General features: G+C 73.1%; 18 protein-coding genes. 10 read left to right on the forward strand and 8 right to left on the reverse strand.

The genetic code is table 11. The annotated features are described in order from the left end of the window. Positions 1-4: 4 nt before the first annotated feature. Positions 5-1,831: an AMP-dependent synthetase/ligase gene (locus SGLAU_RS27235; protein ID WP_043505164.1), complete on the reverse strand. Its 1,827-nt coding sequence runs from the start codon at positions 1,829-1,831 to the stop codon at positions 5-7. A gap of 586 nt (positions 1,832-2,417) precedes the next feature. After that, positions 2,418-3,281 (reverse strand): LysR substrate-binding domain-containing protein, encoded by an 864-nt coding sequence (locus SGLAU_RS27240; protein ID WP_043505165.1) that lies wholly within the window; start codon positions 3,279-3,281, stop codon positions 2,418-2,420. A gap of 192 nt (positions 3,282-3,473) precedes the next feature. Here SGLAU_RS27240 and SGLAU_RS27245 point away from each other — a divergent pair, with 192 nt between their 5' ends. After that, positions 3,474-4,562, forward strand: a complete 1,089-nt coding sequence (locus tag SGLAU_RS27245; protein ID WP_043505166.1) for a bile acid:sodium symporter family protein — start codon at positions 3,474-3,476, stop codon at positions 4,560-4,562. Between the two features lie 119 nt (positions 4,563-4,681). Here SGLAU_RS27245 and SGLAU_RS27250 read toward each other — a convergent pair whose 3' ends face one another. From SGLAU_RS27250 to fdhD, 5 genes are all read right to left on the reverse strand, one after another. Then, a complete protein-coding gene (locus SGLAU_RS27250) occupies positions 4,682-5,509 on the reverse strand; it encodes an inositol monophosphatase family protein (RefSeq protein WP_043505167.1) in 828 nt (275 codons plus the stop codon). After that, a complete protein-coding gene (locus tag SGLAU_RS27255; RefSeq protein ID WP_043505168.1) occupies positions 5,496-6,857 on the reverse strand; it encodes a hypothetical protein in 1,362 nt (453 codons plus the stop codon). Before SGLAU_RS27255 ends, SGLAU_RS27250 begins: the two co-directional genes overlap by 14 nt. Further along, the gene (locus SGLAU_RS27260; protein ID WP_043505170.1) at positions 6,854-7,603 is read right to left on the reverse strand and encodes an HAD family hydrolase; all 750 of its coding nucleotides are present in this window, start codon (positions 7,601-7,603) and stop codon (positions 6,854-6,856) included. Before SGLAU_RS27260 ends, SGLAU_RS27255 begins: the two co-directional genes overlap by 4 nt. Beyond that, positions 7,560-9,056, reverse strand: a complete 1,497-nt coding sequence (locus tag SGLAU_RS27265) for a mannitol dehydrogenase family protein (protein WP_063838899.1) — start codon at positions 9,054-9,056, stop codon at positions 7,560-7,562. The genes SGLAU_RS27260 and SGLAU_RS27265 overlap by 44 nt, the downstream gene beginning before the upstream one ends. Positions 9,057-9,576: 520 nt before the next feature. Beyond that, positions 9,577-10,425 (reverse strand): formate dehydrogenase accessory sulfurtransferase FdhD, encoded by an 849-nt coding sequence (gene fdhD, locus SGLAU_RS27270; protein WP_043507108.1) that lies wholly within the window; start codon positions 10,423-10,425, stop codon positions 9,577-9,579. A 364-nt stretch (positions 10,426-10,789) separates the two neighbouring features. Between fdhD and SGLAU_RS27275 the strand changes: the two genes are divergently transcribed. Next, positions 10,790-11,737 carry a beta-ketoacyl-ACP synthase III gene (locus SGLAU_RS27275; RefSeq protein ID WP_043505171.1) on the forward strand — a complete coding sequence of 316 codons (948 nt, stop codon included), beginning with the start codon at positions 10,790-10,792 and terminating at the stop codon, positions 11,735-11,737. A gap of 217 nt (positions 11,738-11,954) precedes the next feature. Here the strand turns inward: SGLAU_RS27275 and SGLAU_RS27280 are convergent, their stop codons facing one another. Further along, entirely contained in the window at positions 11,955-12,782 is an 828-nt protein-coding gene (locus tag SGLAU_RS27280) for an NAD(P)H-binding protein (protein WP_043505172.1), read from the reverse strand. A 281-nt stretch (positions 12,783-13,063) separates the two neighbouring features. Between SGLAU_RS27280 and SGLAU_RS27285 the strand changes: the two genes are divergently transcribed. From SGLAU_RS27285 to SGLAU_RS27320, 8 genes are all read left to right on the forward strand, one after another. Next, positions 13,064-14,245: an ROK family transcriptional regulator gene (locus tag SGLAU_RS27285; protein ID WP_043505174.1), complete on the forward strand. Its 1,182-nt coding sequence runs from the start codon at positions 13,064-13,066 to the stop codon at positions 14,243-14,245. Between the two features lie 317 nt (positions 14,246-14,562). Further along, positions 14,563-16,083, forward strand: coding sequence for a sugar ABC transporter ATP-binding protein (locus tag SGLAU_RS27290; protein WP_043505175.1), 1,521 nt, complete (start codon positions 14,563-14,565; stop codon positions 16,081-16,083). Further along, positions 16,080-17,099 (forward strand): ABC transporter permease, encoded by a 1,020-nt coding sequence (locus SGLAU_RS27295; RefSeq protein ID WP_043505176.1) that lies wholly within the window; start codon positions 16,080-16,082, stop codon positions 17,097-17,099. The genes SGLAU_RS27290 and SGLAU_RS27295 overlap by 4 nt, the downstream gene beginning before the upstream one ends. Positions 17,100-17,116: 17 nt before the next feature. Next, on the forward strand, positions 17,117-18,160 hold the full coding sequence (locus SGLAU_RS27300) for a substrate-binding domain-containing protein (protein WP_043505177.1): 1,044 nt from the start codon (positions 17,117-17,119) through the stop codon (positions 18,158-18,160). A gap of 65 nt (positions 18,161-18,225) precedes the next feature. Then, entirely contained in the window at positions 18,226-19,479 is a 1,254-nt protein-coding gene (locus SGLAU_RS27305) for a Gfo/Idh/MocA family protein (protein WP_052413908.1), read from the forward strand. Between the two features lie 14 nt (positions 19,480-19,493). Further along, positions 19,494-20,492: a sugar phosphate isomerase/epimerase family protein gene (locus SGLAU_RS27310; protein WP_043505178.1), complete on the forward strand. Its 999-nt coding sequence runs from the start codon at positions 19,494-19,496 to the stop codon at positions 20,490-20,492. A 263-nt stretch (positions 20,493-20,755) separates the two neighbouring features. Further along, complete coding sequence (locus tag SGLAU_RS27315) at positions 20,756-24,478, forward strand: ThuA domain-containing protein (RefSeq protein ID WP_043507110.1); 3,723 nt, start codon at positions 20,756-20,758, stop codon at positions 24,476-24,478. A gap of 99 nt (positions 24,479-24,577) precedes the next feature. Next, positions 24,578-25,756 carry an inositol-3-phosphate synthase gene (locus SGLAU_RS27320; RefSeq protein ID WP_043505180.1) on the forward strand — a complete coding sequence of 393 codons (1,179 nt, stop codon included), beginning with the start codon at positions 24,578-24,580 and terminating at the stop codon, positions 25,754-25,756. The last annotated feature ends 203 nt before the right edge of the window (positions 25,757-25,959 follow it).

The following is a 25,959-nucleotide window of genomic DNA, read 5'->3' on the forward strand; positions in this document are numbered from 1 at the left end:
CGGATCAGGCCGGGTACAGCGCCTCCACCTCGTTCGCGTACGCCTTCTCGATGGCCCTGCGCTTCAGCTTCAGCGACGGGGTGAGCAGGCCGTGCTCCTCGGTGAACGGCTGGGCGAGGATACGGAAGGTGCGGATCGACTCGGCCTGCGACACCAGGGTGTTCGCGGTGACCACCGCCCGCCGGATCTCCGTCTCCAGATCCGGATCGCGTACCAGTTGCGCCGCGGTCATCAGGGGTTTGTTGCGCATCTTCAGCCAGTGCTCCACTGCCTCCTGGTCGAGGGTGATCAGCGCGGCGACGTACGGACGGTCGTTGCCGACGACGATGCACTGCGCGACCAGCGGATGGTCCCGGACACGTTCCTCCAGGGGCCCGGGCGAAACGCTTTTCCCGCCGGACGTGACCAGGATCTCCTTCTTGCGGCCGGTGATGGTGAGGTAGCCGTCCTCGTCGAGGACCCCGAGGTCGCCGGTGGCCAGCCAGCCGTCCTGCAAGGTCTCGTCGGTGGCCTTGGGGTTGTTGAGGTAACCCTGGAAGACGTTCCCGCCGCGCAGCCAGATCTCGCCGTCGTCCGCGATGTGCACGGTCACGCCGGGGACGGGCTGCCCGACCGTGCCGTAGCGGGTGCGCTCGGGCGGATTGGCGGTGGCGGCGGCCGTGGACTCGGTCAGGCCGTAACCCTCGAAGACGTGCACGCCCGCGCCCGCGAAGAACAGGCCGAGGCGCCGGTCCATCGCCGAGCCGCCCGACATGGCGTACCGCACCCGGCCGCCCATCGCCTCGCGCACCTTGGCGTAGACGAGCTTGTCGAAGAGCTGGTGCTGCATCCGCAGCCCCGCCGACGGCCCCGGCCCGGTGCCCCAGGCCCTCTCCTCCATCGCCTCCGCGTACCGCACGGCGACGTCGACGGCCTTCTCGAACGGCCCCGTGCGCCCCTCGAGCTCCGCCCTGCGGCGGGCGGCGGTGAAGACCTTCTCGAAGATGTACGGCACCGCCAGGAAGAAGGTCGGCCGGAAGGCCGCCAGGTCGGGCAGCAGGGCGGCGGCGTTCAACTGCGGTTGGTGGCCGAAGCGGACCCGGCCGCGGATCGCCGCGACCTGCACCATCCGGCCGAACACGTGCGCCAGCGGCAGGAAGAGCAGGGTGGCCGCCTCGTCGCCCTTGCGGGAGTGGAACAGCGGCTCCCAGCGCTCGAGGACCGTGTCCGCCTCGAACATGAAGTTGCCGTGCGAGAGCACACAGCCCTTGGGCCGGCCCGTGGTGCCCGAGGTGTAGATCACCGTCGCCACCGTCTCCGGGGTGACCGCGGTGCGGTGGCGGTGCACCACCTCGTCGTCGAGGTGCGCCCCGGCGTCGTACAGCTCGCCGACCGCGCCCGCGTCGAGCTGCCACAGCTGCCCCAGCCGCGGCAGCCGGTCGATGACGGTGGCGATCGTCATCGCGTGGTCCTCGTGCTCCACGACCGCGGCCGTGACCTCGGCGTCGTGCAGCATCCAGAGGCACTGGTCGGCCGAGGAGGTCGGGTAGACGGGTACCACCTGGGCGCCGATCGACCACAGCGCGAAGTCGAAGAGGGTCCACTCGTAGCGGGTACGGGACATGATCGCGACCCGGTCACCGAACCGCACGCCCCGCGCCAGCAGCCCCTTGGCCAGGGCCAGCACCTCGTCGCGGAACTCCGCGGCGGTCACGTCGCGCCAGCGTCCCGTCTCGTCCTTGCGGCCGAGCGCGACGTGCCCGGGGTCGTCCTCGGCGTTGCGGTAGACGGCGTCGGCGAGACCGCCCACGGGGGGCGGCAGCGCCGACGGAGGGTTGGTGAATTCGCGCAAACCCGCTCCCCCGCTCTCCGTGACGGCTCCCGGTGACGCCTGGCGCCCCGCACAGGCCGTGAAAGCTACCCCACGCAGAGTCGGGACGGGAGGGGCGCAAAAGGCGAGCGACGCTCACGTACGCGCTGGTCAGCGGGGGAGGAATGGGCGCAGATGGGGAGGGGCCGGGCGGATTCCTGACGGTGGAGTAAGTTTCGGTGCCGTAATCTCCACGGAATCTGTACGACCGGCCTACCGGTCGCCCCGCGCCCACCGGCACTCCCTCCAGCGCGAGCGGGACGGATTTCGTCACTCCCGTACGGACGGACCGGGCGGCCGGCCGGACTGGGCGCACTGGGCGGACAGGGCCGCACCGTTCTGCGTCCGCCCGCTCGGTGACGGTGCGGGTGGCCGGCGGGCGGCGGCGTGGACGGCTTCCGGCTCGGGGGGTGGTGCGGGCGGTGGCCGGCTCGGGGGGTGGTGCGGGGGCTGGTACGGGCGGCATCTGGCTGGGGGGTGGCGTGGACGGCGGCCGACCCAGCGGTCGCCGGCTCGGCGGAGGTGTGCGCGGGCCCCGGCTCGGCGGTGGTGCGGGCGGGCCCCCGGCTCAGCGGCGGTGCAGGCGGTCGCCGCCCGCCAGGATCGCCGCCGCGAGGGCGTCCGCCGCCTCTTGCGCCGGGGTGTGGCGGTGGCCGTGGACCAGGACGAAGTCGACCCGGCCGAGCTCCGGCAGGCCGAACCGGTCGGGGACCCGCACCAGGCCCGGCGGGATCAGCCCCCGCGAGTGGGCCATCACCCCGAGCCCGGCCCGGGCCGCCGCGATCAGGCCGTTGAGACTGCCGCTGGTGCACACGATCCGCCAGGCCCGCCCCTGCCGCTCCAGTGCCTCCAGCGCCAGCGCGCGGGTGATGCCCGGCGGTGGATACACGATCAGCGGCACCGGACGCTCCGGATCCGGGCGCAGCCGGTCGGCGCCGATCCACACCAGCCGGTCGTGCCAGACCAGCTCTCCGCGCGGGTCCTCGGGCCGCCGCTTGGCCAGCACCAGGTCGAGCTTGCCGGCCGCCAGCCGCTCGTGCAGGGTGCCCGACAACTCCACCGTCAGCTCCAGGTCGACCTCGGGATGGTCGTGCCGGAAGCCCTCCAGGATCTCCGGCAGCCGGGTGAGCACGAAGTCCTCCGAGGCCCCGAACCGCAGCCTGCCGCGCAGCCGGGTGCCCGCGAAGAACGCCGACGCCTGCTCGTGCACCTCCAGGATCCGCCGGGCGAAACCGAGCATCGCCTCGCCGTCCTCGGTCAGCTCCACCGAGTGCGTGTCCCGGGAGAACAGCGTCCGCCCGGTCGCGTCCTCCAGACGCCGCACGTGCTGGCTGACCGTCGACTGGCGCAGGCCGAGCCGCCGGGCGGCCTGCGTGAAACTCAGCGTCTGCGCCACCGCGAGGAAGGTACGCAGGTGGGACGGGTCGTACATGTGCCGAGGATAGCCCCGCTCATCGCATTGCGTGATGACAGTCAGAGTGGTGTGCCGGATTCCCGATCGGCGGGCGGGGAAGCACGATGGAGGGGAGGGGCCCCCGCCACTGACTCGCGTCGCCGTTCCGCGTCGCTGCCGGGCCTCCTCCGTACCGCTGTCCGCCTTCGTCCGAGAACCGTGTGGAGCACCGTGAAACGCCTGCGACGGCCGAGCCGGCTGCCGATCGACCCGTACATCCTGCTGCTGCTCGGGACGGTGGGTCTCGCGGCCCTCCTCCCGGCCCGCGGCACGGCCGCCGACGTCGTCTCCGGCGCCTCCACCGCCGCCATCGCGTTCCTCTTCTTCCTCTACGGCGCCCGCCTCTCCACCCGCGAGGCGCTCGACGGACTGAAACACTGGCGGCTCCACCTCACCGTCCTGGCCTGCACCTTCGTCGTCTTCCCGCTGTTCGGGCTGGCCGCCCGCGGCCTGGTGCCGGTGGTGCTCACCCACTCCCTGTGGCAAGGGCTGCTCTTCCTCACCCTCGTCCCGTCGACGATCCAGTCCTCCATCGCCTTCACCTCCATCGCGCGCGGCAACGTCCCCGCCGCGATCTGCGCCGGCTCCTTCTCCTCCCTCGCGGGCATCGTCGTCACCCCGCTGCTCGCGGCGTCCCTGCTCGGCGGCAGCGCCGGCGGCCTCTCCGCCGACTCCCTGCTGAAGATCGTGCTGCAGCTGCTCGTGCCGTTCCTCGCCGGGCAGGTGCTGCGGCGCTGGATCGGCGGGTTCGTCACCCGTCACAAGAAGGTCCTCGGCCACGTCGACCGCGGCTCGATCCTCCTCGTCGTCTACGCCGCCTTCAGCGAGGGCATGGTCCGGGGCATCTGGCACCAGGTGAGCCCCGCCCGGCTCGCCGGGCTGCTCGCCGTGGAGGCCGTGCTGCTCGCCGTGATGCTCGCGCTGACCTGGTACGGCGCCAAGGCGCTCGGCTTCGGCCGCGCGGACCGGATCACCGTCCAGTTCGCCGGGTCGAAGAAGTCGCTCGCCGCCGGGCTGCCCATGGCGAGCGTGCTCTTCGGCGCCCAGGCGTCGCTGGCGGTGCTGCCGCTGATGCTCTTCCACCAGATGCAGCTCATGGTGTGCGCGGTGATCGCCAGGCGCCGCTCCCACGACCCGGTGACCGAGGACGGCAACGGGGGCGGGGACGACGGTGGGGACGGACCAGTGGGCCGGGCCGGCGGCCCGGCCGCGGCCGGAGGGTCACGAACCGGGACGGGTACGGTCCCGCGCTCGCGCTGACGACCCGTTCGGCGACCCGGCAGGCGTACGGCGCGAGCCGGCTGCGGGCATCCGGTGCCGCGGCCGGACCGGACCGGCCACGCCCCGTACATTCGGCTGCCGCCGCCTGATCCGGTGTCTCAGCGGCCGGTCAGGGCCGCCTCGCCCGGTGAGTAGACGGGGATGAGCAGTTTCTGGAGGGACTTCCACAGGGCGGGCGGGGCCGCCAGGACGTCACCGCTCGCGGGCCAGGTCCCGGGCAGCGGGCCGGTGAGGTCGCCGACCGTTCCCCCGGCCTGCTGCACCAGCAGGATCCCGGCGGCGCAGTCCCACGGCCGCAGCCCGGGGGCCCACACGGCATCCGCGCGGCCGGTGGCGACCTGGGCCAGTGCGGCCGCCGCGCTGCCCCCGCGGCGCAGGTCGCGCACCTGGGGCAGCAGGGCGCTCACCATGGGGCCCGCCGCGGGGCGCTGCCCGGGCCGCCCGAGGTTGACCTCCACCAGGGCGCGGGCCAGGTCGTGCTGGAGCAGCTCGGGGACCGGTGTGCCGTTCGCCCTCGTGCGGTCGCCGGCCCGGGCCTCGGTCAGCCGCCCGAGCGAGGGCTCGATCACGACGCCGGCGAGGAGGCGGTCCCCGTCCGTGCCGGCCGCGGCGACGCTGACCGCCCAGTCGGGTCGCCCGTAGAGGTAGTTGGTGGTCCCGTCGATCGGGTCGACGACCCACCGCACACGGCCGCGGCCCCCGGTCGTTCCCTCCTCCTCGCCCAGGACCGTGTCGTGCGGCCGGTGCTCGGCGAGGACGGCGCGGACCGCGCGCTCGGTGTCCCGGTCCGCCTGGCTGACCAGATCGTCGGGGCCGGCCTTCTCCTCGACGAGCAGACGATGGGCGCGGTCGCGCCAGGAGGCGGCGGTGCGGGCGCCCGCCCGCGCGGCGGCGCGCGCGAGACTCAGCAGCTCATCGAGGTCCACGGCGGTCCTCCCGGATGACGTCCCAGGTGGTCTGCCCCACCACCACGCGGGCCAGGGCGGCGAACGGGACGGCCGCGAGGGACCGCAGACGTCCCGGCAGCACGCCCATGGTGCTGAGGGAACGGCTGCTGAAGGAGAGGTGGGCGGCCATCACGCACAGCCAGGGCAGCAGGGCCGCCCACGGGCGTGGCTGCCCGGTCACGGCCGGCACCAGCAATTGAACCGCGGCACCCGCCGCCACGATGACGGGACGCCGCCAGGGGAGGAGGATCACCGCCGCGGTCGTGACGGCGCCCACGGCGGCCGCCACGAGGGCGTGCCCGGCCGATCCGGGCATGACGAGCAGGGACCCGGTCAGGGCCGCCGCCGTGCCCGCGACCAGGAGCGCCAGGTTCCACGGGGCGGCCGGGGAGGTGCGCCCGCGCAGCGGCGCCCAGTCCGCCGGTGAGGCGGCGGTGAGCCGCTGCGGCAGCCACCGCACGAGTGCGAGCAGGTGCTCGCGGGCCTGGCCGGCCCGCGCCGTCCACGTCAGGCGGCCGTGCTCCGAGGCGGCGAACGCGAGGCTCTCCAGGACCCATCTGCTGGTGACGAACGCGATGCCGAACGCCCACAGGGCCACGGCGGCCGAGACCGCCGTGGCCGGATGCCGGCCCAGGTCCACGGCGAGGGCCAGTCCGGTCATGCCGCGGACCACGTAGCCGGCGCCCACGACGACCCACAGGGCGATCAGGGCGGGCCGCGGGGGTGGCGGGATCGTCGAGGTCCGGCCGGTGCCTTTGGCGCGCAGCGCCTCGTAGACGATGGCCACGCCGAAGACCGCGGCGGTCACCGCGGCGAGCGTTCCGGTCAGGTGCAGCCCGGGCAGGGTCAGGGCCAGGGCGGCGACGAGCGCCAGACGCGCCAGCGCCACCGTGAGGCTGGCGGTGACCCGGGCCCGGGCGCGTTCGACCGGTCCGGGCAGCCGGCCGCGGTCCCGCTGGGCGGGGTGGTGCTGGTCGGCGACGAACCCGCGTATGTCGTTCCACTGGTAGCGGGCGGGGTAGACGAGCAGTTCCAGGGCGGCCCAGACGATCAGCGCGCGCACCGCCGTGTGCGCGGTGACCTCCGCGCCGGCGGCCACGGCCAGCCCGAAGGTGAAGGGCATGAGCAGCCCCTTGACCGCGTCCTTGGGCCGTGGCATCAGCAGGTAGCCGGCCATCGAGCGGGGGCGGGAGGTGCGCGGCGGCGCGGCCGCGGACCGTCTCCCGCCGTCCAGTGGTTCGAGCACCAGCCTGCGGTGGCCGGCCCGCTGGGGCCTGGACTCGAACCCGGCGACGGCGACGCGGCGTGCGCGCTTGCCGGCGGTCATGTCGTCACCCGCGCCGCGTCGTCGACGAGGTCGGAGGCGAACGCGCGCCAGCTCGTCAAGACCCGGGTGGCCCCGGCCCGGTACAGCTCCTCGATCCGGTCGGCCCGCTCGCCGGCCGGCACGAACTGCACGAGGCCCGTGGTGGCGATGCCCGCCGCCACCGCGGACGCGACGCCGCTGGCCGAGTCCTCCAGGGCGACGGCCTGGTCCGGGGCGATGCCGAGCCTGTCGAGGGCGAGCCGGTAGACGGCCGGGTCCGGCTTGCCGGCCGGTACCGGCAGGCTGTCCTCGGCGCTGAAGCGGCAGTCCGCCGGCAGCAGCTCGTCCAGGCCGCTGGCGGCGAAGCACGCGGCGAGCCGCGTCAGCGCGCTGGAACTCACCACAGCCAGCCGATAGCGGCGGCGCAGTGCCGTCAGGGCGCGGATCACGTCCGGCTGCGGTGTGAGCACCCGCCCGAGGTGGGCCGTCACCTCGGTCTTCTCCCGCCGCACCCAGGTCTCCAGCTGGCCCGCGTCGAGGCGGACGCCCTGGCTGGTGGCGAGGTCCTGCGCCGTGGTGCGGAAGTTGCGGCCCGTGGTGGTGAGCCGCAGGTGCTCGGGGGAGAAGTCCCCGGTCAGGCCGTAGTGGCGGGCGAAGCCCTGGGTGACCACGGCGGAGGCGGCGAAGGCGGGTTCCTCGGAGGGGAAGAGGGTTCCGTCCGCGTCAAGGAGCAGTGTGGTCACGCGGGTGGGTTCGGGGATGCTCATGGATCTCCAGGGGTCGGGAGGCGGTGACGCGTGGGGCACCGCGTGGTGGTGAGGCCAGCGCGGACCGCAGGGTCGCGCCGCTGCGGAACGCGTCGGACAGGGACCGGCGGATGACGGCCACGCTTTCGGTGTCGTCGGCGAGGCCGCCGAACACGTCCGTGATGGCGAGCAGGGGAGACGGATCGCATCCGCCGCGCAGGGCCGCCTCCCGGAGTTCCTCGGCTCGGGCGTCCTGCACGTCGATCGGTTCTCCCTCCAGGTCCACCCCGCGCAGGTAGCGCAGCCAGGCGGCCACGGCGAAGGCCAGCCGTGTGCGGCTCCGGCCCTGTGCGTGCGCGTCGTGCAGGGACGGCAGCAGGTAGTCGGGCATCTTCGTCGAGCCCCGGCGGCAGAGCCGGGCCAGCTGGTCCCCGATGCGGGGGTTGCGCAGGCGTTCCAGCACGGTGTCGCAGTAGGTGCCGAGGTCCATGCCGGGGACGTCCGCGGGCAGCAGCGGGGCGATCTCCTCGCGCATCAGCCGTCGTACGAAGTCGGCCACGAGCGGGTCCGCCATGGCCTGGTAGGTGCAGCGGTGGCCGGCCAGCCAGCCGACGTAGCCCAGCGCGCAGTGGGCGCCGTTGAGCAGCCGGCTCTTGATGAGCTTGTAGGGCGCCACGTCGTCCACGAACAGCGCTCCGACCCGGTCCAGCGGAGGCCGGTCGTTGCAGAAGTCGTCCTCGATGACCCACTGGGTGAACGGTTCGGTGATGACCGGCCAGCGGTCGCCCACCAGGAAGTCCTCCTCCACCACGTCCCGGTCGTCGGGGGTGGTGGCGGGGGTGATGCGGTCGACCATGCTGCCGGGGAAGGAGACCCGCTCCTCGATCCACCGGGCCAGGGAGCGGTCGCGCCGGGCTGCCACCGTCATGACGCCCTCGCGGGTGGCGGCGGCGCTGTCCGGCAGGTTGTCGCACGACAGCACGGTGAACGGGGCGAGGCGGGCATGGCGGCGGCGGTCGAAGGCATCGACGAGCAGGCCGAACACCGAGTCGCGAGCCTGCTCGGGATCGCCGGGCAGGACGTAGCCGTCCGCCGTGATCGTCAGGGTGACCAGCCGTATCCGCGGATCGGCGAGGCGTGCGGCGACCGTCTCCCGGTCCTCGGTCAGCAGCAGGTACTCGACCATGCTGCCGATGATCTTGGCCGTGCTGTCGTCGGCGCCGCGCTCGACGACGGTGAAGAGGTTGTCCTGCGCGTCGAGGACCTGTCTCATCTGGGGCCGTCTGATGCCGACGCCGATCACCCCCCACTGCGAGAAGCCCAGTTCCGCCAGCTGGTCGAAGTAGACCTCCTGATGGGCCCGGTGGAACCCGCCGACGCCGAAGTGCACGATGGCGGGTTCCAGCCGTGCGCGGTTGTACCCCGGGGTCGCGACCCGGTTGCTGCGGGAGGCGCGGAGAGTGTGGTTGCTCAACGCTGGGACATCGGGGAGTGGCTCCGACATGGCGATCCTTTGTGCAGCTCGGTACTCCGTCGTCAGGACGACGCAAGACCGGACGCGAGTACCACCATGAGCACGTCCGGAATCGTATTTATCGCACAAATGGGACAGAACGCCCATGAAGGTGGCCGTGGACGGCGGCCTCCGGTCGCCGCGTCATGTGCCTTCCTCCTGCTCGGCGGACGTGCCGGTCCGGGACCGGGCAGTCCGGGGGGGCAGCGCCTCCAGCCGGGTGCGCGTCGTCTCCCGCGGACCGTCCAGGCCCTCACCGTGCGGGCGGACACGGCCACGGCCCCCGGCTGCCGCCGCAGCACGGCCGGGCCCTCGGCGTCCGCGAGATCCGCCTTGTTCGGCGCCGGCGGCTCCGGTAGGTCCCGCGCAGTGCCCCGGCCGCGGAACGCGGGCGGGTGCCGACGGGCCGCCGGGGTCGATCTCCGGGCCGGGCGTCGGGGCCGGCGGGCCGGAGGTCCGCCGCCGTGGCGCGGTGAGCCGGTCAGCCGGGGGAGGCGGAAGTCCGCAGGGCGAGCCGGTGTTCGCCCGCGTACACGTTCATCGAGCTGCCCCGCAGGAAGCCCACCAGGGTCAGGCCCGTCTCCGCGGCGAGGTCGACGGCGAGCGAGGACGGCGCGGAGACCGCCGCCAGCACCGGGATGCCGGCCATCACGGCCTTCTGCGCCAGCTCGAAGGAGGCCCGGCCCGAGACCAGCAGGATCGACCGGGACAGCGGCAGGCCGTCGTTCCGCAGGGCGCGGCCGACCAGCTTGTCGACCGCGTTGTGCCGGCCCACGTCCTCCCGGACGTCCAGCAGCTCTCCGGTCTCGTCGAACAGGGCGGCGGCGTGCAGGCCGCCGGTGCGGTCGAAGACGCGCTGGGCGGCGCGCAGCCGGTCGGGGAGGGCGGCCAGCAGGTCCGGGTCGACGCGCAGCGGTGGTTCGTCGGCGATCGGCCAGCGGGCCGTCGTCCGGACCGCGTCGAGGCTGGCCTTGCCGCACAGCCCGCAGGAGGAGGTCGTGTAGACGTTGCGCTCCAGCGTGATGTCGGGCAGCGCCACGCCGGGGGCCGTCCTGACGTCGACCACGTTGTAGGTGTTCGTCCCGTCGGCGGTCGCCCCCGCGCAGTAGACGATGTTCCGCAGGTCGAGCGCGGTCGCCAGGACGCCCTCGCTGACCAGGAAGCCGGCGGCCAGCGCGAAGTCGTCGCCCGGCGTCCGCATGGTGATCGCCAGCGGCTTGCCGTTCAGCCGGATCTCCAGGGGCTCCTCGGCGACGAGCGTGTCCGGACGGGACGAGACCGCCCCGTCGCGGATGCGGATCACCTTGCGTCGTTCCGTGACTCGTCCCATGTCCCGATCAGTCCCGTCAGTCCCGGTTCCGTACGTGCTGGTCGCCGATACGCCCTTGGTGCCGAGGTCGCCGAGGTCGCCGGGGGCCACCGGCCGGGCGGGCGGCGAGGCGGCCTCCAGGCGTCTCATTGTCCTGCACGCGCGGCGCGGCGGCCGTCCGGTCCGGCACGAGGCGTGGACCGCGGGCTGTACGAACCCGTACGAAAGGCCACACGGCTGTTCGCCGGGTGATCGCCCGGACGACCGACGGTCTGACAGAAGCCGACAATCCGGGCGGCCGTTTCCTGTGGCATCACCTGCCGTGCTACCCGTGAGTCACTGATCAGACTGGTGAACCCCGCTACCCAGCACGAGGGGGAACACCATGAACGGCTCGCGCATCGCCGCGATCGGCCACTACCAGCCCGCCAGGGTCCTCACCAACGAGGACGTGGCGCGCCTGGTCGACACCAGCGACGAGTGGATCCGGACCCGGGTCGGCATCCGGACGCGGCACATCGCCGGCCCCGACGAGCCCGTGGACGAACTGGCCGCGCACGCCGCCGCCAAGGCGCTCGCGACGGCCGGCCTCGCCCCCGCCGACATCGACCTGGTGCTCGTCGCCACCTCGACGGCCGTCGACCGCTCCCCGAACATGGCCGCCCGTGTCGCCGCCCGGCTCGGCGTTCCCCGGCCCGCCGCGATGGACGTCAACGTGGTGTGCGCCGGGTTCACCCACGCCCTGGCCACCGCCGACCACACCGTGCGGGCCGGGGCGGCGACCCGGGCCCTGGTGATCGGCGCGGACAAGATGTCCGACGTCACCGACTGGACCGACCGCACCACCTGCGTGCTCGTCGGCGACGGGGCGGGGGCCGCCGTCGTGGAGGCCTGCGCACCCGGCACGGAGCCCGGGATCGGGCCGGTGCTGTGGGGGTCGGTGCCCGAGATGGGGCACGCCGTGCGCATCGAGGGCACGCCCGCGCGGTTCGCGCAGGAGGGACAGAGCGTCTACCGCTGGGCGACGACCCAGCTGCCCCCGCTGGCCCGGGCGGCCTGCGAGCGTGCCGGGCTCGCCCCCGAGGACCTGGCCGCGGTCGTGCTGCACCAGGCGAACCTGCGCATCATCGAACCCCTCGCGGAACGGCTGGGCGCCGTCAACGCCGTGGTCGCGCGCGACGTCACCGAATCGGGCAACACGTCGGCGGCCAGCATCCCGCTCGCGTTCTCCAAGCTGGTGGAGCGGGGCGCGGTGGCGAGCGGGGACCCGGTGCTGCTGTTCGGTTTCGGGGGCAACCTGTCGTACGCCGGTCAGGTCGTGCGGTGTCCGTGACGCCGCCCGTCGTGCCGGCCCATCCGGGTGCGGGAGCGCCGGTGGTGTGACGGGGCCTGCCCGGGTGCGGGAGCGCCCGTGGCGTGACCGGGCCGCGCGACTCGTGCGGGAGCGCGCGGGGTGCGCGGAGTGCACCCGTACGCCGTAGGACCCGCGCGCCCGTCAGCAGCCCCCTCCCCCGGCCCTGAGGGGCGCGCCGCCCGGCGGTGCGGCGCGCTCAGAACTCGGCCGCGTGCGTCCGCGCCCACTGCTCGAAGGTGCGCGGCGCCCGGCCGGTGACCTCCCGCACCGTCGGCAGGACCACGGACTCGTCCAGGGTGCCGTCGACGAAGAAGCTGAAGAAGGCGTCCACGTACGGCTTCGGCATCTGCGCCTCCATCTCGGCGCGCGCCTCCGCGTGGCCGAGGGCGACCGGGACCAGGTCCCGGCCCAGCGCCTTGCCGAGGATGCGCACCCGGTCGGCCGGCAACAGCGCCTCGGGCCCGGTGAGTTCGAGGGCGCGGCCCGTGTACTCGTCGTCGAGCAGGGCGCGCAGGGCGCACTGGGCGATGTCGTAGGGGTCGATGTCGGTGGTGTACGCGTCCGGGAACGGCACCCGGACGGTGTCGCCCGCGCGGATCTGGTCCGCCAGCCGCAGCGCGTTCGACATGAAGCTCGTCGGCCGCAGGAACGTCCAGGACAGGCCCGAGGCGCGCACCGCCTCCTCGGCGTCGATCAGGTAGGCGGAGACGGCGTTGCTCGTGTCGCCGGTCCCGGCGGACCGGGCGGACAGCAGCACCACCCGCTCGACGCCCGCGGCCCGCGCGTCCGCGAGGACGGCCCGCTGTCCCTCGTACCCGGGCATCAGGAACATCGCGCGTACGCCGTCGAGGGCGTCGCGCACCGTCTCGGCCCGGTTCAGATCGCCCGCCACGGCCTGGACCGAGGCCGGTAAACCGTCCGTCCGGCCGGACCGGCTCAGCGCCCGCACCGGCTCACCGGCCGCGGCCAGTGCCCGGACCAGCTCGGAGCCGACGTTCCCCGTGGCACCCGTCACCAAGATCACGACTGTGTCCTCTCCCGGCGCCCGGACCGCGACTCGGCCCGGGATCGTGCCCTCATCCTGGGGGGCTCCTCGCGGCGACGCCAGCATCTCGCCGGATCGCACCCGCATGTCCCGCAGTTGTCCCGTACGCAGGGACGCCTCCAGGTCTTTGTCCTGTGAGTGGAGAAAGTCGTGGGCAATTCGTGCGCGACTTCTTCCCACCTCCGGCAGCCACTGCTACGTTCCCCTCGAAAGCCCGACAGCGACGGCCGAACCGAGGCGGGGAGGGGCACGTGAGACGCATGACCGCGCGACCCGCCAACGCCCACCAGGCCAGACTGCTGAAGCTGTTGCGCGACGGCGGGCCCAACTCCCGGGCCCAGCTGGGCGACCTGGTCGACCTCTCGCGGTCCAAACTGGCCGTGGAGGTGGACCGGCTGCTGGAGACGGGCCTGGTCGTGGCCGACGGACTCGCCGCCTCGCGCGGCGGCCGGCGCTCCCACAACATCCGGCTCGCCCCCGAACTGCGGTTCCTCGGCGTCGACATCGGCGCCACCTCCATCGACGTCGCCGTCACCAACGCCGAACTCGAGATCCTGGGGCACATCACCCAGCCCATGGAGGTGCGCGAGGGACCCGTCGCGGTCTTCGAGCAAGTCCTCGCCATGGCCGCCAAGCTGAAGGCCTCCGGACTCGCCGAGGGCTTCGACGGCGCGGGCATCGGCGTCCCCGGCCCGGTCCGCTTCCCCGAGGGCATCCCCGTGGCGCCCCCGATCATGCCCGGCTGGGACGGCTTCCCCGTCCGGGAGGCGCTCAGCCAGGAACTCGGCTGCCCGGTCATGGTCGACAACGACGTGAACCTGATGGCCATGGGGGAGCAGCACGCGGGCGTCGCCCGCTCCGTCGGCGACTTCCTCTGCGTCAAGATCGGCACCGGTATCGGCTGCGGCATCGTCGTCGGCGGGGGAGTCCACCGCGGCACGACGGGCAGCGCCGGCGACATCGGCCACATCCAGGCCGTACCCGACGGCCGCCCGTGCGCCTGCGGCAACCGGGGCTGCCTGGAGGCCCACTTCAGCGGTGCCGCCCTCGCGCGGGACGCGCTGGAGGCCGCCCAGCAGGGACGGTCCGCCGAACTCGCCTCCCGGCTGGACGTGAACGGCACGCTCACCGCCGTGGACGTCGCCGCGGCGGCCGCCGCGGGCGACGCCGTCTGCCTCGACCTGATCCGCGAGGGCGGCACCCGCACCGGCCAGGTCATCGCCGGCCTGGTCAGCTTCTTCAACCCCGGCCTGGTGGTGATCGGCGGCGGGGTGACCGGCCTCGGCCACACCCTGCTCGCCGCGATCCGCACCCAGGTCTACCGCCAGTCGCTCCCGCTCGCGACCGGCAACCTGCCCATCGTGCTGGGGGAGCTGGGACCCACCGCCGGTGTCATCGGCGCGGCCCGCCTCATCAGCGACCACTTGTTCTCACCCGCGTAAGCGCCACCCGAACGGCACGTCAGCACGGTCCCCGCGCACGGCACGCACGTGCGCGGCTCAGCACCCGGCCCGGCACGCCCCCGCGCAAGTCCGCGAACACGCAAGCACGCAAGCCCACGAGCACACGGCCGCACCGCGCCGCAGCACCGCCGCACCCCGCTCCGCCCCCGCGCAAGTCCGCAAGCACGCAAGCCCACGAGCACACGGCCGCACCGCGCCCCAGCACCGCCGCACCCCGCTCCGCCCTGCCGGAACACGCATGCCGGCAGGCCGATCCGCCCTGTCACCGGCCCGCACGACCGCCGAGGGGAACCCACATGGCACCAGAACCACCGCTGCTCAGCATGTCCGGGATCACCAAGTCGTTCCCCGGAGTCCGCGCCCTGGACGGCGTCGACCTCGACGTCATGGCCGGTGAGGTGCACTGCCTGCTCGGCCAGAACGGGGCCGGCAAGTCCACCCTCATCAAGGTCCTCGCGGGCGCCCACCAGCCCGACGGCGGCACCATCCGCTGGCGCGGCGAGCCGGTCACCCTGCGCTCGCCGATCGCCGCCATGCGCCTCGGCATCGCCACCATCTACCAGGAACTCGACCTGGTGGAGCACCTGTCCGTGGCGGAGAACGTCCATCTCGGCCATGAGCCCACGGCCGCCGGTTTCGTCGTACGGCGAGGGGCGGCGCGCTCCTCGACGGCCCGGCTCCTCAAGCGGCTCGGGCACCCGGAGATCGACCCGGCGCGTCCGGTGGGGGACCTGTCCGCGGCCCAGCAGCAGATCGTGTCCATGGCGCGGGCACTCTCCCACGACGTACGGCTGATCGTGATGGACGAGCCGTCCGCCGCGCTGGACCCGGACGAGGTCGACAACCTGTTCCGGATCGTCGGCGACCTGACCGCCGACGGGGTGGCGGTCGTCTACATCTCGCACCGGCTGGAGGAGATCCGCCGGATCGGCGACCGGGTGACCGTGCTGAAGGACGGGCGGGCGGTGGCGGGCGGGCTGCCCGCGAGGACGACGCCCACCCGGGACGTGGTGGCGCTGATGACCGGGCGGAACGTCGAGTACGTCTTCCCGGCGCGGCCGGCCGCGCCCGCGGACCCGGCGCGGCCCGTGCTCCAGGTGCGGGGACTGGCCCGGGAGGGGGAGTTCGCGCCGCTGGACCTGACGGTGCACGCGGGCGAGATCGTCGGGCTGGCCGGGCTCGTCGGGTCGGGGAGGTCCGAAATACTGGAGACCGTCTACGGCGCGCGGAAGCCGACCGCCGGCCAGGTGCTGGTCGACGGCCGGCCGTTGAGGGCAGGCAGCGTACGGGCGGCCGTCGCCGCCGGTCTCGGCCTCGCCCCCGAGGAGCGCAAGGCGCAGGCCCTGCTGATGCTGGAGTCCGTCACCCGCAACGTCTCCGTCTCGTCCCTGTCCCGCTTCTCCCGGGCCGGCTGGATCGACCGCCGCGCCGAACTGGGCGCGGCCCGGGCGGCGACCCGCGAACTGTCGCTCCGGCCCGACGACCCGGCCGTGCCGGTGCGCACCCTCTCCGGCGGCAACCAGCAGAAGGCGGTCCTGGCCCGCTGGCTGCTGCGCGGCTGCAAGGTGCTGCTGCTCGACGAACCCACCCGCGGCGTCGACGTCGGCGCCCGCGCCGAACTGTACGCGGTCGTGCGCCGGCTGGCGGACGAAGGTCTCGCCGTCCTCCTGGTCTCCAGCGAGGTGCCCGAGGTGCTCGGCCTCGCCGACCGCGTCCTGGTGCTGCGCGAGGGCCGCGTCGTCCACACCGCGCCCGCCGCCGATCTCGACGAACACCGCGTACTCGACCTCGTGATGGAAGGAAGCCCGGCGTCATGACGCAGCCCGTCTCCCCGCCGCGCGGCGCCACCGACAAGGCGCCGCCGGCCGGCCCCCGCCCCGCCTGGAGCACCGTCGTCTTCCGCGCCGACGTGCGCACCCTGTCCCTGCTGGGCGTGCTGGCGGCCCTCGTCGTCATCGGCGGCATCACCAAGCCGGACGAGTTCCTGGACACCCGCAACCTCCAGCTGGTGCTCACCCAGGCCTCGGTGATCGGTGTGGTCACCGTCGGCATGACCTTCGTGATCACCTCAGGCGGTATCGACCTGTCGGTGGGCGCCATCGTCGCCCTGGCCTCGGTGTGGGCGACCACGGTCGCGACCCAGGAGTACGGGTTCGGGGGCATCCTGTTCACCGCCGTCCTCGTCGGCGTCGGCTGCGGACTGGTCAACGGACTGCTGATCGCCTACGGCGGCATGGTCCCGTTCATCGCCACCCTCGCCATGCTGGCCTCCGCGCGCGGGCTCGCGCTGCAGATCACCGACGGCAAGACGCAGATCGTCACCGTCGACGGGATCCTGGACCTCGGCGAACGCGACGCGTACGTCTTCGGCGTACCGCCGCTCGTCCTTGTCTTCGCCGCCGTCACCGTCATCGGCTGGCTGGTGCTGAACCGCACCACCTTCGGCCGCCGCACGGTCGCCGTCGGCGGCAACGCGGAGGCCGCCCGGCTCGCCGGCATCGACGTCCGCCGCCAGCGCCTCTACCTCTATCTGCTGTCCGGGCTGTGCTGCGGCATCGCCGCCTTCCTGCTGATCATCCTCTCCGGCTCGGGCCAGAACACCAACGGCAACCTCTACGAACTCGACGCCATCGCCGCCGCGATCATCGGCGGCACCCTCCTCAGCGGCGGCCGCGGCACCATCACCGGCTCCGTGCTCGGCGTCCTGATCTTCACCACGATCACCAACATCTTCGCCCTGAACAACCTGCAGAGCGACGTCCAGCAGATCGCCAAGGGCGCGATCATCGTCGCCGCCGTGTTGGTCCAGCGCCGTACCGCAAGCACGACCTGAGGAAAGGGTTCACCACCATGTCGCACCTCCCCAGTCGCAGAGGACTGCTCTTCGGGACCGCCGCCGTCTCCGCCGGTGCCCTCCTCACGGGTTGCACGAGCAACGAGAAGAGCGACGACGGGCAGCCCGCGGCCGACGACCGGCCCGCCGCCGACGACAGGCCGGGCAAGCAGGTCACCATCGGCTTCGCGGGACCGCAGGCCGACCACGGCTGGCTCAACGCGATCAACGAGAACGCCAAGAGCCGCGCCGAGAAGTACCAGGACGTCACCCTGGAGATCACCGAGGGCTCCAACGACACGGCCCAGCAGATCGGCCAGATCGAGACCCTGATCAACAAGAAGGTCGACGTCCTGGTCGTGCTGCCCGCCGACGGCAAGGCCCTCACCCAGGTCGGCCTGAAGGCGATGCGCGCCGGCATCCCCGTCGTCAACCTCGACCGCATCTTCAACACCCCGCAGGCGTACCGCTGCTGGATCGGCGGCGACAACTACGGCATGGGCCTCAACGCCGGCCACTACATCGGCGAGAAGCTGAAGGACAAGCCGGACGCCCGGGTCATCGAGCTCGCCGGCCTGGACAACCTGGAGCTGACCAAGCAGCGCACCCAGGGCTTCGACGACGCCCTGAAGAACTACCCCAACATCCGGAAGGTGGCCCGTCAGGCCGCCGAGTTCACCGTCGAGTCCGGGCAGGCCAAGATGGCCCAACTGCTGCAGGCGCAATCCGAGTTCGACGCCCTGTGGAACCACGACGACGACCAGGGCGTGGGCGCGCTGCGCGCCATCGAGCAGGCCGGACGCGACGACTTCCTGATGGTCGGCGGGGCCGGCGCGCTCTCCGCCTTCCAGGCCATCAAGCAGGACGACGGCGTGCTGAAGGCCACCGTCCTCTACCCGCCCACCATGGCGGCGTCCGCGATCGACCTGGCCCGCGCGCTCGGCCAGGGCAAGGGCGTCGGCGGCCTCGCCGAGTTCGAGATCCCGGCGTCCCTCACCCTCTACTCCGCCGTCGTCGACAAGACCAACGTCGACCAGTACATGCCCACCGGTTTCGAGTGAGCCGTCCGCACCCCCACCGCGCACGGCCGGGGCCGCCCGGCGGCCCACCAGACGAGGAGGAATCCGTGGAAGAGCCGGAGCAGTCACCAGCCCCGGAGCGGATCGCGGCACCGCAGGCCGCTGCCGCCGCACCGGAGCCCGGCACCGACAAGCCCCCGCTGCGCATCGGCATGGTCGGCTACGCCTTCATGGGCGCCGCCCACTCCCAGGGCTGGCGCACCGCGGGCCGCGTCTTCGACCTGCCCCGGCGCCCGGTCCTGGCCGCGATCTGCGGACGGGACGCGGACGCAGTGCGCGCGGCGGCCGGCCGGCACGGCTGGGCCGCCGCCGAGACCGACTGGCGGGCGCTGATCGCCCGGGACGACGTCGACCTCGTCGACATCTGCACCCCCGGCGACAGCCACGCCGAGATCGCGCTCGCCGCGCTCGCCGCCGGCAAGCACGTCCTGTGCGAGAAGCCCCTGGCGAACACCGTCGAGGAGGCGGAGGCGATGGCGCGGGCGGCCGACGCCGCCTACGAGCGCGGCCGGCTGGCGATGGTCGGCTTCAACTACCGCCGGGTGCCCGCCACCGCGCTGGCCCGCAGCATGGTCGCCGAGGGCCGCCTCGGCACCCTGCGGCACGTGCGGGTGTCGTACCTCCAGGACTGGCTGGTCGACCCGGCGTTCCCGCTGACCTGGCGGCTGCGCAAGGAACTGGCCGGCTCCGGCTCGCTCGGCGACCTGGGCGCGCACATCGTCGACCTCGCCCAGTACGTGGCGGGCGAGCCGCTGGCCGGGGTCTCGGCGCTCACCGAGACCTTCGTACGGCGGCGCCCGCTGCCCGGCGGACCCACCTCGGGCCTCGCCGCCGTCTCGGCGGACGGCACCGGCACCGTCACCGTCGACGACGCCGCCCTGTTCACCGGCCGGTTCGCCTCCGGCGCCCTCGCCTCCTTCGAGGCCACCCGGTACGCCACCGGCCGCAAGAACGCCCTGCGCCTGGAACTGAACGGCGAACGCGGCTCGCTCGCCTTCGACCTGGAGCGGCTGAACGAACTCTGGTACCACGACGCCACCGAGCCGGGCGCGCACGCCGGCTTCCGCCGCATCCTCGTCACCGAACCCGACCATCCCTACCTGGACGCCTGGTGGCCGCCGGGCCACGGTCTGGGCTACGAGCACACGTTCGTCCACCAGGCCCGCGACCTGGTCCACGCGGTGGCCGAGGGCCGCCGCCCCGAACCCTCCTTCGCCGACGGGCTCCAGGTGCAGCGGGTGCTCGCCGCAGTGGAGGAGAGCGCCGAGAAGAACTCCGTCTACACGCCGATCGCCGCCTGAGGAGGAGACAGCGTATGCCGCGCAGCTTCACGCTCTTCACCGGCCAGTGGGCCGACCTCCCGCTGGAGGAGGTGTGCCGCCTCGCCCGTGACTTCGGTTACGACGGGCTGGAACTCGCCTGCTGGGGAGACCACTTCGAGGTCGACAAGGCGCTCGCCGACCCTGCGTACGTCGCCTCCCGGCACCAGTTGCTCGACAAATACGGCCTGAAGTGCTGGGCCGTCTCCAACCACCTCGTCGGCCAGGCGGTCTGCGACGCCATCATCGACGAGCGCCACCGGGCGATCCTGCCGCCCGAGGTGTGGGGCGACGGCGATCCGGAGGGGGTGCGGCAGCGGGCGGCGGCCCGGATGAAGGACACCGCCCGCGCCGCGGCGGCCCTCGGCGTCGACACCGTCATCGGGTTCACCGGCTCGGCGATCTGGCACCTGGTCGCCATGTTCCCGCCGGCGCCCGAGTCGATGATCCAGCGTGGCTACGAGGACTTCGCCGAGCGCTGGAACCCGGTCCTCGACGTGTTCGACGCGCAGGGCGTGCGGTTCGCGCACGAGGTGCACCCCAGCGAGATCGCCTACGACTACTGGACGACCGTGCGCGCGCTGGACGCGGTGGACCGCCGGCCGGCCTTCGGTCTCAACTTCGACCCCTCGCACTTCGTGTGGCAGGACCTGGACCCTGTCGGCTTCCTCTGGGACTTCCGCGACCGGATCTACCACGTCGACTGCAAGGAGGCCCGCACGCGCCTCGACGGCCGCAACGGCCGGCTCGGCTCCCACCTGCCCTGGGGTGATCCCCGCCGGGGCTGGGACTTCGTCTCCGCCGGTCACGGCGACGTCCCCTGGGAGGACGTCTTCCGGATGCTGCGCTCGATCGACTACCGGGGCCCGGTCTCGGTCGAGTGGGAGGACGCCGGCATGGACCGCCTCCAGGGCGCCCCCGAGGCACTGGCCCGCCTCAGGGCGTACGACTTCGAGCCGCCCAGCGCGTCGTTCGACGCCGCGTTCAACAACTGACCGGAAACACCTCGGCGCAGGTCGGGGCCGGGGGCCGGCGCAGCCGCCGGTCCCCTCTCCGACCTGCCCGGATGCCGCTTTGTCCTGTGATGGGAGAAAGTTCAACCGGTCCTGGCACAAGGGGTGTCGGCTCCGGACGGATCGGATACCGTCCTTGAAGTGTTCAGGACATGCACACCTCCGGGGTGACGGCGCACCCCGGCGCCCGCACCGCACGCCTTCGCACCCATCCCGTACGGCCCACCCGTTCCCGGAGGGACTTCGTGCACAGAACCGGACTCAGCAGCACCCGCGCTCCCCGGCGGCCCAGGCTCCGCACCACCCTCGCCCTGTTCACCGGCCTGCTCCTGGCCGTGGGCACCCCGGCCACCGTCGCCGGCGCCCACCCCGGCCACCCGGAGCACGACGAACCGGCCGCCGCCGAGGGGCAGTTCCAGCAGGTACCGCTCGCCAAGGGCGAACCCGAGACGGGCGAGCCCATGTCGCTCGCCGTGCTCCCGGACCGCAGCGTCCTGCACACCTCACGCGACGGCACCCTGCGCCTCACCGACCAGGGCGGTGTCACCAGGATCGCCGGCAAGCTCGACGTCTACAGCCACGACGAGGAGGGCCTGCAGGGCGTCGGCATCGACCCGGACTTCGAGAACAACCGCGCCATCTACCTCTACTACGCCCCGCCGCTCGACACCCCGCCGGGAGACGCCCCGGAGACCGGCACCGCCGAGGACTTCGAGAAGTTCGACGGCGTCAACCGCCTGTCCCGCTTCGTCCTCAACCCCAACGGCACGCTGAACCTGGCCAGCGAGAAGAAGGTCCTCGACGTCGCGGCCTCCCGCGGCACCTGCTGCCACGTCGGCGGCGACATCGACTTCGACGCGGAGGGCAACCTCTACCTGTCGACCGGTGACGACACCAACCCCTTCGCCTCGGACGGCTACACGCCGATCGACGACCGGCCGAACCGCAACCCGGCCTTCGACGCCCGCCGCAGCTCCGCCAACACCAACGACCTGCGCGGCAAGATCCTCCGCATCAAGGTCGCCGAGGACGGCTCCTACACCATCCCGGAAGGCAACCTCTTCGCCCCCGGCACGGAGAAGACGCGCCCCGAGATCTACGCGATGGGCTTCCGCAACCCGTTCCGGATGAGCGTCGACGACAAGACCGGCATCGTGTACGTCGGCGACTACGGACCCGACGCCGGCGCCGCCGACCCCGCGCGCGGACCGGCCGGACAGGTCGAGTTCGCCAAGGTGACCGAGGCCGCCAACTTCGGCTGGCCGTTCTGCACCGGCGACAACGACCCCTACGTCGACTACGACTTCGCCACCAAGCAGTCCGGCGAGACGTTCGACTGCGCCGCCCCGAAGAACACCTCCCCGCACAACACCGGCCTGGTCGACCTGCCGCCCGCGCAGGCCGCCTGGATCCCCTACGACGGCGGTTCCCTGCCCGAGTTCGGCAGCGGCTCCGAGTCCCCGATGGCCGGCCCGGTCTACCGCTACGACCCCGAACTCGACTCCAGCGTGAAGTTCCCCGAGGCGTACGACGGCGACTTCTTCGCCGGCGAGTTCGGCCGCCGCTGGATCAAGCGGATCGAGCAGACCGAGGACGGCGCGGTCGCGAAGATCAACGACTTCCCGTGGACCGGCACCCAGATCATGGACATGGAGTTCGGCCCCGACGGCGCGCTCTACGTCCTCGACTACGGCGTCTCCTGGTTCCAGGGCGACCAGCACTCCGCGCTCTACCGGATCGAGAACGCCGAGGACGGCTTCTCGCCGATCGCCGAGGTGAGCGCCGACAAGACCTCCGGAGCGGCCGGCCTCAAGGTCACCTTCACCGGCTCCGCCAAGGACGCCGACTCCACCGACCTCACCTACCGCTGGGACTTCGGCGACGGCACCACGGGCGAGGGACTCAACCCCACCCACCGGTACAGGAAGGCCGGCACCTACAGCGCCACCTTCACGGCCACGGACCCCGAGGGCAACACCGGCAACGCCAGCGTCCGGATCGTCGTCGGCAACACCGAGCCCAAGGTGCGGATCGACGTCCCCGGCAACGGAAGCCTGGCCGCCTTCGGACAGCCCGTCCCCTTCAAGGTGACCGTCACCGACCCCGAGGAGACGGTCGACTGCTCCAGGGTCAAGGTCGTCTACAGCCTCGGCCACGACTCGCACGCCCACGAACTGACCAGCGAGACGGGCTGCGAGGGCACCCTCAGGCCGCCCGCCGGTGACGGCGGCCACGACCCCAACGCCAACATCTACGGCGTCGTCGGCGCCAGCTACACCGACCGCGGGGCGAACGGCCAGGAGGAGCTCACCGGCACCGCCCGCACCGTCCTGCAGCCCCTGCACCGCCAGGGCGAGCACTTCACCACCCAGTCCGGCGTGTCGGTCATCGACAAGACCGGCGCCCACGGCGGCAAGACCGTCGGCGACATCCACGACGGCGACTGGATCTCCTTCACCCCCTACCGGTTCGACGGGCAGCGGAAGCTGACCGTGCGGGCCTCCTCCGGCGGCGCGGGCGGCTTCGTCGAGCTGCGCACCGGCTCGCCCGAGGGCCCGCTGCACGGCTCGGCGTACATCCCGCCGACCGGAAGCTGGGAGACGTTCCAGGACGTCGACGTGCCCCTGCGGGCACTGCCGAAGAAGACCACGGACATCTACCTGGTCTTCAAGGGCGGCGAGGGCGCGCTGTTCGACGTGGACGACTTCGAGTTCTCCAAGGAGCCGTTCAAGGGCGGCAAGAGGGTCCTGGTCTTCTCCAAGACCGCCGGCTTCCGCCACGACTCCATCCCGGCCGGCATCACCGCCCTGAAGGAGCTCGGCGCCCCGGCCGGCATCACGGTCGACGCGACCGAGGAGGCCCGGCAGTTCACCACCACCAACCTCGCCAAGTACGACGCCGTGGCCTTCCTCTCCACCACCGGTGACGTCCTCGACGCGGCACAGCAGAAGGCGTTCGAGGACTACGTCGCGGGCGGCGGCGGCTACCTGGGCATCCACGCCGCGGCCGACACCGAGTACGACTGGGAGTTCTACGGCGGCCTCGTCGGCGCCCACTTCCACTCGCACCCCGCCATCCAGCGGGCCACCGTCCGCGTCGAGGACCACGACCACCCCTCCACCGCGCACCTGGACGACGCCTGGGAGCGCACCGACGAGTGGTACAACTACCGCACCAACCCGCGCGGCCAGGCCAAGGTCCTCGCCACCCTCGACGAGACCACCTACCAGGGCGGCACCATGAAGGGCGACCACCCGATCGCCTGGTGCCAGAACTACGGCGGCGGCCGGTCCTTCTACACCGGCGGCGGCCACACCAAGGAGTCCTACGCCGAAGAGGCATTCCGCGCCCACCTCCTGGGCGGCCTGCGGTACGCCACCGGCCAGGTGAAGGCCGACTGCAAGCCGGACAAGGGCTACCGGAAGATCTTCAACGGCCGGACCCTGGACGGCTGGAAGCAGGCCGGGCCCGGGAAGTTCGGCATCAAGGACGGCACCCTGGAGTCCGAGGGCGGCATGGGCCTGCTCTGGTACCAGGCCAAGGAGCTGACGTCGTACTCGCTCAAACTCGACTGGAAGATGCGGGGCGACGACAACTCGGGGATCTTCGTGGGCTTCCCCGCCTCCGACGACCCCTGGTCCGCGGTGGACAAGGGCTACGAGATCCAGATCGACGCCACGGACGCGCCCGACCGCACCACCGGCGCCGTCTACTCCTTCAAGTCGGCGAACATCAAGGCCCGTGACCAGGTCCTGCGACCGCCCGGCCAGTGGAACTCCTACGAGATCAGGGTCCGGGGCGAACGCCTCCAGGTGTTCCTCAACGGAGTCAAGATCAACGACTTCACCAACGAGGACCCCGAGCGGAGCCTGACCGACGGCCACATCGGCCTGCAGAACCACGGCGCCGGCGACCACGTGTCCTTCCGCAACATCCAGCTCAGGGAACTGCCCGCGCAGGGCGACTGAACGGCGGCGGGCGGGGGACGCCGGACCCCCGCCCGCCGTCCTCCGGCCACATCCACGGGACGACGTCCGGCCACCACTTCGGGGACAAGGAGGCTGCCCATGTCCGCGTCCGTTTCCCAGCCGCGCGTCGGCGTCTGGCTGATCGGGGCCCGCGGCTCCGTCGCCACCACCGTCGTGGCGGGCTGTGCCGCCGTCACCGCGGGTCTGCACCCACCGACGGGCATGGTCACCGAGACCCCACCCTTCGAGGACTGCGGCCTGCCGCCGCTGTCGTCACTCGTCTTCGGCGGCCACGACGTCGTGGACTGCCCGCTGCCCAAACGCGCCGAGGCCCTCGCCGCGGGCGGCGTCCTGCCCCCGGGCCTGCCGGCCGCCGTCGCCGCCGAACTGACCGCCGCGGACCGCGAGATCAGGCCGGGCGGCCCGGTCCCGGGACCCACCGGGCACGCTCCCGGCCCCGAGGGGCTGATCACCGCCTTCGCCTCCGACATACGGGACTTCACGCGGCGGTGCGGACTCGCGCGCACCGTCGTGGTGAACGTGGCCTCCACGGAACCGGCCCCGACCGGAGGGGAGCTGCCGGCCAGTTCCCTCTACGCGGCCGCCGCCCTGCGCGCCGGCTGCCCCTACGTCGACTTCACCCCCTCCACGGGTCTGCACCACCCGGCGCTCGCCGCGGCGCGGGCCGCCTCCGGCCTGCCGTACGCGGGCCGCGACGGCAAGACCGGGCAGACCCTGCTGCGGTCCGTGCTCGGCCCGATGTTCGCCCAGCGGGCGCTCACCGTGCGGGCCTGGTCCGGCACCAACCTGCTGGGCGGCGGAGACGGCGCCGCCCTCGCCGACCCGGCCGCCGCCGCGGCGAAGAACGCCGGCAAGGAACGCGTCCTCGCCGACACGCTCGGCACCGCCCCCGAAGGGGAGGTGCACATCGACGACGTGCCCGCGCTCGGCGACTGGAAGACCGCCTGGGACCACATCGCCTTCGACGGCTTCCTCGGCACCCGCATGATCCTCCAGACCATCTGGCAGGGCTGCGACTCCGCCCTCGCCGCACCCCTGGTCCTGGACCTGGCCCGGCTCACCGCCCGCGCCCACGAGGCGGGCCTGTCCGGACCGCTCGGCGAACTCGGCTTCTACTTCAAGGATCCGGTGGGGGAGGGGCCGTCCTCGCTGGGCGAGCAGTACGCGGCCCTCCTCGGCTTCGCGGAGCGGCTGCGCGGCGGGGCGCGCGGCGCCGCGGACGAACCCGCCGCCCGGCGTCCCGGGGAACACCGGTGAACGGGCGGCCCACCCGCGGCCGCGGCCCCGCCCCTTCGGCCGCCGGCCACGACGACGTGCCGGGCGGCAGCGGCCCTGTCCCGGAACCCACGACCGGGGCACCCCCTGCCGCAGACGCATGCGCGGAGACGGCAACCCGCGTCCAGCCGGCAACCGGCACGGACACAGAGCCCCGCACGGACGCAGAGCCCCGCACGGACACC

The sequence above is a fragment of the Streptomyces glaucescens genome (assembly GCF_000761215.1).
Lineage (GTDB): Bacteria > Actinomycetota > Actinomycetes > Streptomycetales > Streptomycetaceae > Streptomyces > Streptomyces glaucescens_B.